We start from the raw sequence: 14,889 nt of genomic DNA on the forward strand, positions 1-14,889 counted from the left end.
TCTCCCCGGCGGGGGAAGGCTGCGCGTCAGCGCATGCCTTCAGGGGCGCGGGGCTGTGTCATCGGCGGCTCCGCCGCGGGGCGCGACCAGCCCCACCGGAGCCGCACCCGGCAGCGAGATCAGAACCCCCACGGCGGGATGCCGGGCGCGCGCCCCCCGTTGCACGCGCGCCCGGCAGCGGCCCGGCCGGGGCCGGGGCAGACCCGAACCGGACCGTCAGCCCTTCACGGCGCCCTGCATGATCCCGCCCACGATCTGCTTGCCGAACAGCAGGAACGCGATGAGCAGCGGCAGCGTGCCCAGCAGCGCGCCGGCCATGATGACGGAGTCGTCGGGGATGTAGCCGGTGCCCAGCTGGTTCAGGGCGACCTGGACCGTCGGGTTCTCACCGTTGAGCGCGATGATCGGCCACAGGAAGTCGTTCCAGGCCATGACGAACGTCAGCAGCCCGAGCACGGCCATCGCGGGACGCGCGGCCGGGAAGACGACGTGCCACACCACGCGCAGACTGCTCGCGCCGTCGACGCGGGCGGCCTCGATCAGTTCGGTCGGCAGCGCGCCCACCAGGTACTGCCGCATGAAGAACGTGCCGAAGGCGCTGACCAGGGTCGGCAGGATGACCGTCTGCAGCTGGTTGGCCCAGCCCAGGTCGGACATCCACAGGTACAGCGGGACGACCGCGAGCTGCGGCGGGACCATCATCGTGCCGATGGTGAGCAGGAGCAGCAGGCTGGAGAACCGGAACTTCAGCTTGGCGAAGGCGAACCCGGCGAGCGTCGAGAACAGTACGGTGCCGACCGTGATCGCGGAGGCCACGAGGATCGTGTTGAGCATGGCGGTCCCCATGCCCGCCTCGTTCCACGCCCGTTCGAGGTTCTTGAACAGGTTGCCGCCGATCCAGAACGGCGGCGGGGTCTGGGCGAGCCGGGCGTTGGTCCGCGAGGCCGCGACCACCGTCCACAGCAGTGGAGCGAGCGAGATCACGGCGAACAGGGCCAGGACGACGTAGGTGACAGGCCCGGCGTGCAGGTGCTTGCCCGCGCCCATCACCCGCCGCCGGCCACCCGGCGCGTCCGGCGCGGCCACCTGAGGCAGGGTCACATCAGTGGTGGTCATTGGGACTTCCTCAGCCGTCGGGTGATCAGCAGGTTGACCGCGGCGATGATCAGGAGGATCAGGAACATCGACCAGGCGATGGCGGACGCCTTGCCGAGGTTGCCGATCATCCAGCCCTGGTCGTACATGTACAGGCCGAGCGTCTGGTACTGGTGCTCGGACCCGCCCTTGGAGCCGCTGACGCCGCCGAACAGCAGCGGTTCACCGAACAGCTGGGTCGCGCCGATGGTGGAGACGACCACGGTGAACAGGATGGTCGGACGCAGCATCGGGATGGTCACGTGCCGGAACTGCTGCCAGCGGCTCGCTCCGTCCAGCGCCGCCGACTCGTACAGGTCGGCGGGGATGGCCTGCATGGCGGCGAGGTAGATCAGCGCGTTGTAGCCGGTCCACCGCCAGATCACGATCGAGGAGACCGCGAACTGCGAACCCCAGTCGGACTCGCGCCAGTTGACCGGGTCGATCCCGATCAGGTCGAGCAGCCAGTTGATCATGCCGTTCTCGGGGGCGAACAGCAGCGTGAACACCAGCGTCGCCGCCGCCACCGAGGTGGCGTACGGGGTGAGCATCACGACGCGCCACACGGTCGAGCCGCGCAGCCGGTAGTTCAGCATGTGCGCCAGCCAGATCGCGGCCGCCAGCTGCGGCACGGTCGACAGGACGCCGATGCTGAACGTGTTCTTCAGGGCGTTCCAGAAGAAGTCCGAGGAGAACAGGTTGGTGTAGTTGTCGAGACCCGCCCAGGTCTGGGTGTCCAGCGAGGACAGCTGCACGTGGTGCAGCGAGTACCAGGCGGTGTAGAGCAGCGGCACCAGCGAGAAGGCACCGAAGATGATGAAGAAGGGGGAGATGAACGCGTACGGGGACGCCTTCATGTCCCAGCGGTACAGCCGGCTGCGCCACGAGTCAGGAGCCTTGGCCGTACCGCGACCGTGAGTACCGCGGGCCGCGCCCTCCTTGTCGGAGGGCGCGGCATCGGCACTCGACGCGGACTGCGCGAGAGCCTCTTTGGACACGGTCACTGGCCGAGCACGTCCTTGACTTCCTTGGACGCCGCGTCCCAGCCCTGCTCGGGCGACTTGCCCTTCTGCTCGACCTGGAGGATGCCGACGTCAGTGATCGCGGTGTTGATCGGCTGGTCCTTGATGCCGAAGTACTGCGACGGGATGGTCTTCGCCGAGTCGGAGAAGATCTGGGTGAGCGGGGCGCCCGAGAAGTACGCGGACGTCTCGGCCTTCGGCTTCAGCGTGCTGTACGCCGACGGGGTGGACGGGAAGCTGGCCTGCTTCGCGAAGACCTTCGCCTGCTGCTCGGGAGCGGTCAGCCACTTCGCCAGGGCGATGGCCTCCTTCTGGTGCTTGCTCGCCGTCGGCACGCCGAGGAAGGAGCCGCCCCAGTTCGCCGCGGTCGGCGCGGCGGCCACGTCCCACTTGCCGGAGCCGGCGGTGCCGGACTTCTCCTGGATGTAACCGATCATCCAGGCCGGGCAGGCGACGCTGGCGAACGTGCCGTTCGCGTAGCCCTGGTCCCACGACTTGTCGAACTGCTTCAGCTTCGCCGACATGTTGCTGGTCGCCACCTCCATGGCGACGTCCCAGGACTTCTTCACGCCCTCGGACTTGTCCCAGCTGACGGTCTCGGGGTCCTTGTAGTAACGCTCGGCCTCGCCGCCGAGCGCCGCGTTGTAGACCGAGGAGGCCGAGTCCACGAACTTGGTGCCGCTGGGTGCCTTCTTCATGTACTGCTTGCCGACGGCGACGTACTTGCTCCAGTCGCCCTTCCACTGCTCGGCGAGCTTGGTGCGGTCCGTCTCCAGACCGGCCTTCTTGAACAGGTCCTTGCGGTAACAGATCGCCATCGGACCGATGTCCGTGCCGAGCCCTATGGTCTTGCCGTCCGCGGTGGTGGCCTGCTTCAGCTTCCAGTCCAGCCACTGCGACTTGTCGACCTCCTTGCCCAGGTCGACGAACTTGCTGCCCTGCGTCTGCACGGCGTCGGTGATGTTGCCGATCTCGATGGCCTGCACGTCGTCGGTGCCCGAACCGGCCTGCAGCCGGGTGACCGTCTTGGGCCAGTAGACGTCGGTGCGGGTGGTGACGTTCTCCTTGACGTTGATGTCCGGGTGGAGCTTCATGTATTCGTCGTAGAGACCGGCCTGCTTGTAGCCGAAGGTTCCGAAGGTGCCGATGGTGATGGTGGTCTTGCCGTTGCCTCCGGCACCCCCGGAACCGCCGTCGGATCCACCGTCGTCGTCATCGCTCGCGCATCCGGCGAGCAGCCCGGTGGCGAGAGTGGCGACGACCGCGAAGGTCATCGCGCGTCGGGACGTACGGGCAGTCGTGCGCATTGCGTCCTCCAAGTGCTCAATTGCTGATCTGTACTGATCCCGGCCAACTGCCTTGCTGTGCCCGTTCGTTCACTCTGCGGCTCGGTCGGGGAACGTGCGGCTTCTGTATGCGTCCAGTAGGGTGGGAGCGCTCCCATCGGTGATGAGTTGAAGGGTCGTCGCTCGGCCGATGGGTGTCAAGACACTCGGCAGCGGCAAGTCGCAGCGGTTATCGGGCTGTTAGATTCCGCTGGAGACTTGGGGAGGTAGGAGTCATGGCGGCTCGCGGCACTCACGGCAGGCGTCCGACCCTTGAGGAGGTCGCGGCCCGGGCGGGCGTCGGCCGGGGCACGGTCTCCCGGGTGATCAACGGATCACCGAGGGTCAGCGACCGCACGCGCGCCGCGGTCGAGGAGGCGGTCGCCGAGCTCGGCTACGTTCCGAACACGGCGGCCCGCGCCCTCGCGGCCAACCGCACGGACTCCATAGCCGTGGTCGTTCCGGAGGCCGAGTCCCGGTTCTTCTCGGAGCCGTACTTCTCCGGCATGGTCGGCGGCGTCGGCATGGCCCTCGCCGAGTCCAACCTCCAGCTGCTGCTCACCTTCGCCCGTGGCGAGCGCGAACAGGACCGCCTCGCGGCCTACCTCGCCGCCCACCGCGTCGACGGCGTCCTGCTGGTCTCCGTGCACGCCGACGACCCGCTCGCGGACCGCCTCCTCCAGATGGACATCCCGACCGTGATCAGCGGCCCCCGCTCGGCGGACGAGCCGCTGCCCTCGGTCGACACCGACAACTACGCCGGGGCCCGCTCCGCCGTCGACCACCTGCTCTCCCGTGGCCGCCGCTCCGTCGCGATCATCGCGGGCCCCCTCGACGTGTACGGAGCCCAGCGCCGTCTCGCCGGCTACGAGGACGAGCTGGCCGCGAGCGGACTCTCGTACGACGAGAAGCTGGTGGCCTACGGAGACTTCACGGAGGAGGGCGGCCGCCGCTGCATGACCGAGCTCCTGGAGCGCAGCCCCGGCCTGGACGCCGTCTTCGCCTGCTCCGACCTGATGGCCTCCGGCGCCCGCCAGGTGCTGCGCGAGGCCGGCCGCCGCATCCCGGACGACGTCGCCCTGGTCGGCTTCGACGACTCGGTGATCGCCCGCCACATGGAGCCCGGCCTGACCAGCGTGCGCCAGCCCACCCGCGACATGGGCCGGGCGATGACGGGACTGCTCCTGGACGAGATCGCGCTGGCTGCCGAGGGCAAGCGCTCCTCGGCCCGCCGGGGCGCCGAGCGCCACCTGGTCCTGCCGACGGAGCTGGTCGTCCGCGGCTCCTCGTGAGGGGCGCGGGGAACGACGAAGGCCCCGGTTCTTCCGAACCGGGGCCTTCGACCCTTCAGGGTGAGTGACGGGACTTGAACCCGCGGCCACCTGGACCACAACCAGGTGCTCTACCAACTGAGCTACACCCACCATGTCCGGTCGTTTGTCGTTCTTCCGACCGGCCGAGAAAAAGTGTACAGGGTCCGAAGGGGTGCTCGCGCCCACCTTTTTCCGTGGGCGTCCGGACCCCGTACACAGGGGCTTACGAGGGGTTATTCAGCGGGTTCCGCAGGCAGGACGTGCTTCGCCGCGATCGACTTCGCGGTCTCCGAGTCCGGTCCGGGCTGCGGGACGAAGATCGCCTCGCGGTAGTAGCGCAGCTCGGCGATGGACTCGCGGATGTCCGCGAGCGCCCGGTGGTTGCCGTTCTTCTCCGGACTGTTGAAGTACGCCCTCGGGTACCAGCGCCGGGCCAGTTCCTTGACCGAGGACACATCGACGATCCGGTAGTGGAGGTACTCCTCCAGTGTCGGCATGTCACGCAGCAGGAAACCGCGGTCGGTGCCGACCGAGTTCCCGCACAGCGGGGCCTTGCCCGCATCCTTGACGTGCTCACGTACATAGGAGAGAACCTGTTCCTCGGCGTCGGCGAGGGTCGTGCCGCCCGCCAGCTCGTCGAGGAGACCCGAGGCCGTGTGCATGGTGCGCACCACCTCGGGCATCGTCTCCAGGGCCTCGTCCGGCGGGCGGATCACGATGTCCACTCCGTCGCCGAGTACGTTCAGCTCCGAGTCGGTGACCAGTGCGGCCACCTCGATGAGCGCGTCGTTCGCCAGCGAGAGTCCGGTCATCTCGCAGTCGATCCACACCATGCGATCGTTCATGCGGTCAACCCTACGGGCAGGACCTTCGCGCTGGCAGACGGCGTGCGCCGACTCCTGCCCCGGCGGGCCGGGGCGGGCGCCGACGCGGCCGCCGCCGCGAGGCCCGGAGCGCACATCTGCTGCACGGCAGCTGCACGCGCCGGACCTCGCTGACCAGCACCGATCGGCTACGGCCCGGCCGGGGGACGCCCCGGCGGGACCGCTAAGGAGCCGTGCGCGGGCCCGGCAGGCTCGCCCGGCCCTGCGCGAACGCGTCGGAGTGTGTGAAGCCCTCCGCGTGGCCCGCCGGACCGGCCGGCATGGACGCCGCGGAGGCACCGACCCCGGACGAGGCGGCCGCGGCCGCCGTGCGCCGGGACTGTGCCGGTACCGGGCCCGGAGTCTCGGGGCCCTGGGCCGGCGCCATCTCCACCGGCTTGTCGGGTTTGCCGCCGTGCCCGTTGGCCCCCGGGTTGTCGCCCGGCTGCGGCCTGCGGGCCCGGTACGCGGCCCGGTACGCCGCCGGGGACGATCCCAGCTGCCGCCGGAAGTGTCCGCGCAGCGCGACGGGGGAGCGGAACCCGCAGCGCCCGGCCACCTCGTCGACCGAGTAGTCGGAGGTCTCCAGGAGCCGCTGGGCCTGCAGCACCCGCTGCGTGATCAGCCACTGGAGCGGGGCGGACCCCGTCAGCGACCGGAAGCGGCGGTCGAACGTACGGCGGCTCATGTACGCGCGGGCCGCCAGCGTCTCCACGTCGAACTGCTCGTGGAGGTGCTCCAGGGCCCAGGCGACGACCTCGGCCAGCGGGTCCGCGCCGATCTCCTCAGGTAAAGACCTGTCGAGATAGCGCTCCTGGCCGCCGCTGCGGCGCGGCGGGACCACCAGGCGGCGGGCGAGCGCGCCGGCCGCCTCGTTGCCGTGGTCCGTGCGCACGATGTGGAGGCACAGGTCGATGCCGGCCGCGGTGCCGGCGCTCGTCAGCACGTCGCCGTCGTCCACGAAGAGCTCCCGCGGGTCCACATGGACCGACGGATAGCGCTTGGCGAGCGTCGGCGCGTACATCCAGTGCGTGGTGGCCGGGCGGCCGTCCAGCAGCCCGGCCGCGGCGAGTACGAACGCGCCGGTGCACAGCCCGACGATGCGGGCGCCCTCCTCGTGCGCGCGACGCAGCGCGTCCAGTGCCTCCTCAGGAGGCGGTGAAGTGATCGAACGCCAGGCCGGCACGACGACCGTGCCTGCCCGGGAGATCGCCTCCAGACCATGTGGCGCGGTGAGTTCGAGTCCGCCCGTGGTGCGCAAAGGTCCCTCTTCACCGGCGCACACAAGCAACCGGTACCGGGGAACTCCCGCATCCTGACGGTCGATTCCGAACACGGAGAGCGGAATGGAACTTTCGAAGATGGGTCCGCCGCTGAACAGCAGCACCGCGACGATCTCGCGTCGCCGGCGCCCTGACAGCTTGCGAGCCGCCGCCTCCGGAGCAGTGGTGGAGTCGTGGCTCATCCTGCTAAGCCCCCCTCGGTGATCGCGGCTCCCTCAATACTTTGACGGGCTGTTCGCTCCTGCACGTTTCCCCTCGGTCCTGCACGAAGTCCCCCGCCGCCTACAGATCAGACAGTCATGATCGAATCTACTGTGTCCCGTGGTGCCGTCGTGACCAGTTAAAGACCTGGCACATTGTCGACATGGCAACTTGGCGTGAAGCATTCGATCACGAAGCGTTGCACTCACGGGCGTTGCTGGGAAGTACGCCTCAACTCAGTGGCCGGTCCCCGTAGGGTGCAGGCGGGGTTTGCGGTCCTTTCAGCCCTGGTGGAACGGGGGTTGGGGGAGGGGGATGACAAGGAACGGGCCCTCACCCGAAGTTGGCTGAAAATCTATGGGGTCGCGCCCGGAATCCGGTCAGTCGACCGGCGTACTCCCACCCGCTCGCCGACCGCCCCCGCGCGCCCCCGGACCGGTCCTGCCGTGCCGGCCGCGACGAGTACAGCATTGTTCGCTGTGCAACTTCGCGGCACCGCGTTCGGACTGGCGCAGAAGCACCCGGCACGCCGCGGTGACCGCGGCGAGCCCCAGGGCGGCTCCGGCGGCACCCGCCGCGGAGATTCCGTACCCGACGAGAACGAGCGGCACCAGGACACAGCTGAACGCCGCCCAGCGGACCACGTCGCTCGCCCCGTCGCCACCCACGGGTGGCGCGTCATGGGCGTGAGGGGTCGCGCGAGTGTGCGACTCGGGGGCGCGGGCCGGTGCCGGGACGCGCCGGGGCGCGGTCCGGTGCGTGGCCGCGGAATGGTGCGCGGTGGTCGGTCCGGGCACGGAGTGCTCCCTGTGTCTGGGGTTCGGGAGTTCAACGCGTGGCACCGGCCCCGGTCACTTGATCCACCCCCGACAGGGCCACAAGGTGCGCAAACCGCCTGTACGGGGCAGCAACCATTGCCATACGGGCGGGGCCTCGTGCATGCTCCCCTGAACGCCGCGGAGCGCAGATACGTACAGGTCCCACAGCGGGCCGGAGTCTGGGCAGAGGAGGAGTGTCGCCGTACCCTTGGGGGTATGGGGTTGGGAAGATGATTCCCGGACACAGCTCCGCCGATCAGTTGCCGTCCCCTCTACAGGGCCCACGAGGTACACGCCGAGACACTCATGGCCGGTCACGAATTCCCCGAACCCGCGGACCGCAAGCGGCAGGTCGCCGATCCCACGACGACCCCCGAAGCGGCACAAGAGACACGTCACGCCTGTGATCCCGCTTTCAAGCACGGTGTCGTCGTCGGCTTCGACGGCTCGACGTCGAGCGAGCGGGCCCTCGCCTACGCGATCGGCATGGCCCATCGCTCGGGCTCCGGCCTGATCATCGTGCACGTCGCCAACCGGCTGCCGACGACCGTGTGGGCGGGCTGCGAGCCGCCGGTCTTCGTCGACGTCCCCGACCACCGGACCGAGGTCCTCGGGCTCGAACTCGCCTGCGCGGAGTATCTCTCCGAGGTGCCCTGGATCCTCGTCGAGCGCGGTGGCGACATCTGTCACGAGCTGGAGGAGGTCGGGCGCGAGTACTCCGCCGACGCCATCGTCGTGGGTTCGACCCACGGGCTGGTCGGGCGGATCTTCGGCTCGGTCGCCGGCCGGCTCGCGCGGCGCGCCAAGCGGCCCGTCGTCGTCATTCCGTAACTCGCCCTGCTCCCGGGCGAGATGGGCCGGACGGGCGGATAAATCTACTCGTGCGTAGAGGTGGTTTGTGCCCTTGTGAAGGGTACATACCGGTCGCTGGACAACAGCACAGCACCCGCACTTGCACGAAGGGAGCCCGCTGTGGACAACGACGTCTCCGCGGGAAGTGCCTCTACTGTCTCGACTCTCGGTCAACTCGCCCTCGGGGTCACCCTGTTGGCGTTCGGGCTCGGTCACACCCAGGTGATCGACGGCGTGACGGCGGCCGACGCCGTCTCGATCGCGACGTATGTGGGCGGGATCGCCCTCTTCGTCGCCGGTCTGCTCGCGCTGCGCGCGGACGGCTTCACCGGTACGGCCTTCGCCGGACTCGGTGCCTTCTGGTTCACCTGGGGCGTCGGGGCGGACGACGCCGTCTCCGCGAACGCCGCGGGTCTCTTCCTGCTCCTGTTCGCCCTGCTCGCGCTGAGCCTGACGCTGGGTTCGGCCGGCGCGGGCACGTTCGCGCGGGGTACCTACGGGGCGCTGTTCGTGGCGCTCGTACTGCTCGCCGTCGCCTCGTTCGGTGACACGGAAGGGCTCGCGAAGGTCGGCGGCTGGTTCGCCGCGGCGGGCGGGCTTCTTGCCTGGTACGGGGCCACGGCCTCGATGGCGGGGCTGCCGACGGCACTGCCCGGACGTGCTGCCGGCCGGGGGGTGACGGCCGCCGGCTGACAGCCAGATGGGGCCGGAGCAATGGGCGGCTCCGGCCCTTCGGGAACGGGTCCCTCGTGCGTAATGGTGGCGCGCACGTGGGGCCCGTTCGTTGTGGCGCGGGCCGGGTCCGGGTGCGCGAGAAGCCTCACCGGACCCGTAGACGAAGACCGGTGAGGCGGGACCGCTACTCCACCGTGACGGACTTCGCCAGGTTGCGCGGCTTGTCGATGTCGCGGCCGAGGGCCAGCGCCGTGTGGTACGCGAGGAGCTGGAGCGGGATGCCCATCAGGATCGGGTCCAGCTCGTCCTCGTTCTTCGGGACGACGATCGTCCGGTCGGCCTTCTCCTGCTCCTGGTGCGCCACGGCGAGGATGCGGCCGGAGCGGGCCTTGATCTCCTCCATCGCGGCGCGGTTCTTCTCCAGCAGGTCGTCGTCGGGGACGATCGCCACCGTGGGGAGCGCCGGCTCGATGAGGGCAAGCGGGCCGTGCTTCAACTCCGAGGCGGGGTAGGCCTCGGCGTGGATGTACGAGACCTCCTTGAGCTTCAGGGACGCCTCGCGGGCGACCGGGTAGCCCCGGACGCGGCCGATGAACATCATCGAGCGGGCGTCCGCGTACTCCTCGGCGATCTTCTTGATCTCCGCCTCCTGGGCGAGGATCTCCTCGATCTGCGACGGCAGCTTGCGCAGGCCGTCGATGATGCGCTTGCCGTCGGCGACGGACAGGTCGCGGATGCGGCCCAGGTGCAGGGCGAGCAGCGCGAAGGCGACCGTGGTGTTCGTGAAGCACTTCGTCGAGACGACGCAGACCTCCGGGCCCGCGTGGACGTAGACGCCGGCGTCGGACTCGCGGGCGATGGCCGAGCCGACCACGTTCACCACGCCGAAGACGCGGGCGCCCTTGCGCTTGAGCTCCTGGACCGCCGCGAGGACGTCGTACGTCTCGCCGGACTGGGACACCGCGATGTAGAGCGTGTCGGGGTCGACGACCGGGTTGCGGTAGCGGAACTCGGAGGCCGGCTCGGCGTCCGCGGGGATGCGGGCCAGCTCCTCGATCATCTGGGCGCCGATCAGACCCGCGTGGTACGACGTGCCGCAGCCGAGGATCTTCACGCGGCGGACCGAACGGGCCTCGCGGGCGTCGAGGTTGAGGCCGCCGAGGTGCACGGTGGAGAAGCGGTCGTCGATGCGGCCGCGCAGCGCGCGGTCGACGGCGTCGGCCTGCTCGGAGATCTCCTTGTGCATGTACGTGTCGTGGCCGCCCATGTCGTACGAGGCGGCCTCCCACTCGACGGTCGTGGGCGACGCCGTCGTACGGGTGCCCTCCGTCGTGTACGTGCGGAAGTCGTCGGCCTTGAGGGTGGCCATCTCGCCGTCGTCGAGGGTGACGATCTGGCGGGTGTGGGAGACGAGGGCGGCGATGTCCGAGGCGACGAACATCTCCTTGTCGCCGATGCCGAGGACGACCGGTGAACCGTTGCGGGCCACCACGATGCGGTCCGGGAAGTCGGCGTGCAGGACGGCGATGCCGTACGTGCCCTCGATGAGGCGCAGCGCGTCGCGGACCTTGTCCTCCAGGTCCGACTGCTGGGAGCGGGCGATGAGGTGGGTGAGGACCTCGGTGTCCGTCTCGGAGAGGAAGACCACGCCCTCGGCGACGAGCTTGGCGCGCAGGTCGGAGGCGTTGTCGATGATGCCGTTGTGGACGACGGCGACCTTGTTGTCGTCCGACATGTGCGGGTGCGCGTTCTCGTCGGAGGGGGCGCCGTGCGTGGCCCAGCGGGTGTGGGCGATGCCGGTGGTGCCCTTGAAGCGGGCCGGGACCTTGGCCTCCAGGTCGCGGACGCGGCCCTTGGCCTTGACCATCTTCAGACCGGTGGCCTTCGGGCTGGTGATCACGACGCCCGCGGAGTCGTACCCCCGGTACTCCAGGCGCTGCAGGCCCTCAAGGAGCAGCGGTGCCACGTCACGCTTGCCGATGTAACCGACAATTCCGCACATAAGTCTTGAAAATCCCCTCTGATCGGCTTGCGTCAGCCGTAGACCATGCGGCGCAGCTGCCGGAGCGAGAGCTCCGGCGGCGCGACCGCCCGGTACCGCAGGTCCGCCAGGATCTGTTCGAAGATCGCCGCGTTCACCAGGCCCTGACCCTGGAGCTCGCGGTGGCGGCGGCGGACGTAGTCCTCCGTCGATTCGTCGAAGTAGGCGAGCACGTCCTGGATCACCCGCAGCGCCTCGCCCCGGCTCAGGGGCGTGCTGCGCGTCAGATGATCGACAAGTTCCTCGTGCACCCGGTAGATCCTGGGGGAGACCCCGGGCTTTCGCAAGAAATCTGCCCGATATCGGGCAAGGATCACAGGGGCGGGGTGGATTCCCCCGGTCTTGGGGTGGAAGTGGGGAAGCCTTGAAGGGCGCCATGCCGGTTGTTCGGACCGTGTTCACCCGTCGTATCCGACCGAGATGGGTGCCCCAAGCACCTTTCCGGCCATGGACATTCCTCGTATGGGCGTACCCGACGAACTCGCCGACAGAAGCCTCGCCGAGCAGCACGAGTACCTGCGCGGCCGCTTCTCCCGCCGCACGATGATCCGCGGCGGCGCCGTCACCCTCGGCGCGGTCGCCGGCGGCGTCTTCGTGCCGGGCGCCGCCCAGGCCGCCGCGCCCGCGGCCACCTCGACCGCCCCGGCCGCCGAGCACGTCGACGGCGCCCTCGTCGCGCCCTTCGGCCGGCACCTCTCCTACGGCGACGACGCGCGCACCGAGATGACCGTCTCCTGGCAGGTCCCGGTCGCCGTCAAGAACCCGTTCATCCGGATCGGCGCGCACGCCGGCGACCTGTCGCGGAAGATCCCGGCCGAGATCCGCGCCCTGTACACCCCGGCGGGCGTCGGCACGAGCGCCGACCACACCCAGTACTACGTGCACGCCAAGCTGACCCACCTCAAGCCCGGCAAGACGTACTACTACGGCGTCGGCCACCAGGGCTTCGACCCGGCGTCGCCGAAGTTCGCGGGCACCATCGGCACCTTCACCACCGCGCCGTCCCGCTCCGAGCGGTTCACCTTCACCGCCTTCGGCGACCAGGGCGTCAGCTACCACGCGCTCGCCAACGACAGCCTGATCCTCGCCCAGGGCCCCGCCTTCCACCTGCACGCCGGTGACATCGCGTACGCGGACCCGTCCGGGCAGGGCCAGACCAAGGACACCTTCGACGCCCGCACCTGGGACCAGTTCCTCGCCCAGACCGAGTCCGTCGCCAAGTCCGTGCCGTGGATGGTCAGTTACGGCAACCACGACATGGAAGCCTGGTACTCGCCGAACGGCTACGGCAGCCAGGAGGCCCGCTTCGCGCCCCCGTCGAACGGCCCCGACCCCAAGAACCTGCCGGGCGTCTACTCCTTCGTGCACGGCAACACCGCCGTCATCTCGCTCGACGCGAACGACGTCTCGTACGAGATCCCGGCGAACCTGGGGATCTCCGGCGGCACCCAGACCACCTGGTTCGAGAGCCAGCTGAAGAAGTTCCGGGCGCACGGCTCCGGGATCGACTTCGTCGTCGTCTTCTTCCACCACTGCGCCTACTGCACCGCCACCGCGCACGCCTCGGAGGGGGGCGTGCGCAAGGAGTGGGTGCCGCTGTTCGAGAAGTACACCGTGGACCTCGTCATCAACGGGCACAACCACGTGTACGAGCGCTCCGACGTGCTCAAGGGCGAGAAGGTAACCAAGGAGCTGCCGATCGGCGGCACCGCCTACCCCGAGACCGACGGCGTCGTGTACGTCACCGCGGGCGCGGCGGGCAAGAGCCTCTACGCGTTCCCGGTCGCCGACACGTACCAGGGACACGAACAGAAGACCGATCCGTTCCAGTCGTTCGTCGTCCAGCCCGACGGCAGCCACCAGGCGGTGACCGTGGACTGGTCCCGGGTGCGCTACACCAACTACTCGTTCCTGCGGGTGGACGTCGACCCGGCGCCGGTCGGGCGGACGGCGACGCTGACCGTACGGGGGCTCGCGGAGACCGGCGAGGAGATCGACCGGTTCGTCGTCGCCCGCAAGGTGAAGCACTGAGCGTCCCGCGCTCCGGACAGCCGTCCGCGGAATGATGCACGGCGGCTCGCCGGGGGCGCGCCGCTCCTGCCGAGCGCCGTCCACTGGGCCCCGATCACTCTCGCGGGCCCAGGGTGATGGCCGGGATCGAGCCACTTCGCGCCACGACCTGCGCGCCGGGGGCGGACGCGGTCGCGCCCGGGTGCGCCGCACCGCCGGGCGTGGCCGAAGTACGGTGGTCGGCGCCGCCCGGCGGAGTCCGGCCGGACACGGTGCTCCCGGGCGGCGCCGGGCGCGCGGTCAGAGCCGCTTGAGCACGGCCTGCTTCGCAGCTGCGAACTCTTCGTCGGTCAGTATCCCGGCGCCGTGCAGCTCGCCCAGCTCCCGCAGCCGGCGCAGCAGAGCGTCGTGGTCGTCCTCGGTGGCGGCCGCGGCCGGTGCGGGCTCGGGGGCCGGGGCGGGCGGCGCCTGCGCGGTGAGCTCCTTCGGGGCGGGCCCGGCCCCCGGATGCGGAAGGCGGGCCTGGACCGCCGCCGCGACGAGCGCCATCAGCGGGTCCTTCTTGAAGCCCCACAGCTCGATCGAGTTCGGGTCGTACTTCGGCGGCGCCTTGGTGGGGGAGGAGCGGACCACGAAGCGCAGACAGCCGTTCTCCAGGCCGAGGGCCGGCTGCCACTCCACCGCCGTGATGTCCGCGAGGGCGAGCAGCCGGGTCCCGGCCGACGCCTTGGCGTCCTCCGTCTTCCAGTTCCACTCGAGCCGGACGTGCTCCCCGTCGAAGCTCGCCGTGCCGTCCCCCGCCGAGACGGACAGCGGCACCGACGGACCGGACAGCACGTACGCGGTGCAGGCCGAGGACGGGACCTGCTCCAGGAGCAGCGCGTTGCGGACCTCGTCCACGAAGTACTCGGCGACGCCGTAGCGGTCCGACTCGACGGTCAGCTGGTACGGGTCCGTGCCCTCGGTCAGCTTGCCGCCCGTCGCCTGGAGCAGCGGGTCCGCGCCGTCCCGCAGCCGCAGTCTCAGCCGCCCCGACTTGCGGCCCTGCTCGAAGGAGACACCCGCCAACGCCCGCAGCGGGACGGTCAGTTCACCCAGTGCCTTGCGGAGCACGCTCACGCCTTTGTCGCGCCCCGGCACCAGCCGCAGCGTCTCCCCGTCGAACGTCCACGTGCCGTCCCGCTGGATGATTTCCGCCATGGGGCAATTCTGGCATCAGGCTCCGCCATAAGTGGTCTACACCTTGACCGGCCGAGGGGCGGACGGTACGCATGGTGACCGATCGGTTGCTCAGCCCGTAGGACGAACTCCGCCAACGACCGCCGTCGAAGGGACCGTTCGTGAGGAAGCAC

General features: G+C 69.8%; 13 protein-coding genes and 1 tRNA gene. 4 read left to right on the forward strand and 10 right to left on the reverse strand.

All coding sequences use genetic code 11. From position 1 onward, the window contains the following. Positions 1-216: 216 nt before the first annotated feature. From M4J07_RS18860 to M4J07_RS18870, 3 genes are read right to left on the reverse strand one after another with little or no spacing between them, the layout of a single operon-like run. Positions 217-1,116 carry a carbohydrate ABC transporter permease gene (locus M4J07_RS18860; RefSeq protein WP_255973392.1) on the reverse strand — a complete coding sequence of 300 codons (900 nt, stop codon included), beginning with the start codon at positions 1,114-1,116 and terminating at the stop codon, positions 217-219. After that, entirely contained in the window at positions 1,113-2,138 is a 1,026-nt protein-coding gene (locus tag M4J07_RS18865; protein WP_255973393.1) for a carbohydrate ABC transporter permease, read from the reverse strand. Before M4J07_RS18865 ends, M4J07_RS18860 begins: the two co-directional genes overlap by 4 nt. Beyond that, positions 2,135-3,463, reverse strand: coding sequence for an ABC transporter substrate-binding protein (locus M4J07_RS18870; RefSeq protein ID WP_255973395.1), 1,329 nt, complete (start codon positions 3,461-3,463; stop codon positions 2,135-2,137). Before M4J07_RS18870 ends, M4J07_RS18865 begins: the two co-directional genes overlap by 4 nt. A 254-nt stretch (positions 3,464-3,717) precedes the next feature. Between M4J07_RS18870 and M4J07_RS18875 the strand changes: the two genes are divergently transcribed. After that, complete coding sequence (locus tag M4J07_RS18875) at positions 3,718-4,773, forward strand: LacI family DNA-binding transcriptional regulator (RefSeq protein WP_255973396.1); 1,056 nt, start codon at positions 3,718-3,720, stop codon at positions 4,771-4,773. Positions 4,774-4,832: 59 nt separating this feature from the next. Here M4J07_RS18875 and M4J07_RS18880 read toward each other — a convergent pair. The 4 genes from M4J07_RS18880 to M4J07_RS18895 form a co-directional block, all read right to left on the reverse strand. Next, positions 4,833-4,905: transfer RNA gene (locus M4J07_RS18880), tRNA-His, on the reverse strand. A 122-nt stretch (positions 4,906-5,027) separates the two neighbouring features. Beyond that, positions 5,028-5,639 carry an oligoribonuclease gene (gene orn / locus M4J07_RS18885; RefSeq protein WP_255973398.1) on the reverse strand — a complete coding sequence of 204 codons (612 nt, stop codon included), beginning with the start codon at positions 5,637-5,639 and terminating at the stop codon, positions 5,028-5,030. Between the two features lie 202 nt (positions 5,640-5,841). After that, complete coding sequence (locus M4J07_RS18890; protein WP_255973399.1) at positions 5,842-7,122, reverse strand: helix-turn-helix domain-containing protein; 1,281 nt, start codon at positions 7,120-7,122, stop codon at positions 5,842-5,844. A gap of 399 nt (positions 7,123-7,521) precedes the next feature. Further along, complete coding sequence (locus M4J07_RS18895; RefSeq protein ID WP_255973452.1) at positions 7,522-7,809, reverse strand: hypothetical protein; 288 nt, start codon at positions 7,807-7,809, stop codon at positions 7,522-7,524. Between the two features lie 456 nt (positions 7,810-8,265). On the opposite strand from M4J07_RS18895, the gene M4J07_RS18900 reads away from it, so the two are divergent. Both M4J07_RS18900 and M4J07_RS18905 read left to right on the forward strand, forming a co-directional pair. Beyond that, positions 8,266-8,790 (forward strand): universal stress protein, encoded by a 525-nt coding sequence (locus tag M4J07_RS18900; RefSeq protein ID WP_255973401.1) that lies wholly within the window; start codon positions 8,266-8,268, stop codon positions 8,788-8,790. Positions 8,791-8,931: 141 nt separating this feature from the next. Beyond that, positions 8,932-9,504 carry a GPR1/FUN34/YaaH family transporter gene (locus M4J07_RS18905; protein ID WP_255973402.1) on the forward strand — a complete coding sequence of 191 codons (573 nt, stop codon included), beginning with the start codon at positions 8,932-8,934 and terminating at the stop codon, positions 9,502-9,504. A gap of 166 nt (positions 9,505-9,670) precedes the next feature. Here M4J07_RS18905 and glmS read toward each other — a convergent pair whose 3' ends face one another. Together glmS and M4J07_RS18915 are read right to left on the reverse strand one after the other, a co-directional pair. Beyond that, positions 9,671-11,488: a glutamine--fructose-6-phosphate transaminase (isomerizing) gene (glmS, locus tag M4J07_RS18910; RefSeq protein ID WP_255973404.1), complete on the reverse strand. Its 1,818-nt coding sequence runs from the start codon at positions 11,486-11,488 to the stop codon at positions 9,671-9,673. 32 nt (positions 11,489-11,520) lie between these two features. Beyond that, positions 11,521-11,778, reverse strand: coding sequence for a hypothetical protein (locus tag M4J07_RS18915; RefSeq protein ID WP_255973405.1), 258 nt, complete (start codon positions 11,776-11,778; stop codon positions 11,521-11,523). 196 nt (positions 11,779-11,974) lie between these two features. On the opposite strand from M4J07_RS18915, the gene M4J07_RS18920 reads away from it, so the two are divergent. Continuing rightward, positions 11,975-13,558 (forward strand): purple acid phosphatase family protein, encoded by a 1,584-nt coding sequence (locus tag M4J07_RS18920; RefSeq protein ID WP_255973407.1) that lies wholly within the window; start codon positions 11,975-11,977, stop codon positions 13,556-13,558. 279 nt (positions 13,559-13,837) lie between these two features. Here the strand turns inward: M4J07_RS18920 and M4J07_RS18925 are convergent, their stop codons facing one another. Next, positions 13,838-14,737: a DUF4429 domain-containing protein gene (locus M4J07_RS18925; protein ID WP_255973409.1), complete on the reverse strand. Its 900-nt coding sequence runs from the start codon at positions 14,735-14,737 to the stop codon at positions 13,838-13,840. Positions 14,738-14,889: the final 152 nt, after the last annotated feature.

The sequence above is a fragment of the Streptomyces longispororuber genome, assembly GCF_024448165.1.
Taxonomy (GTDB): Bacteria; Actinomycetota; Actinomycetes; order Streptomycetales; family Streptomycetaceae; genus Streptomyces; species Streptomyces longispororuber_A.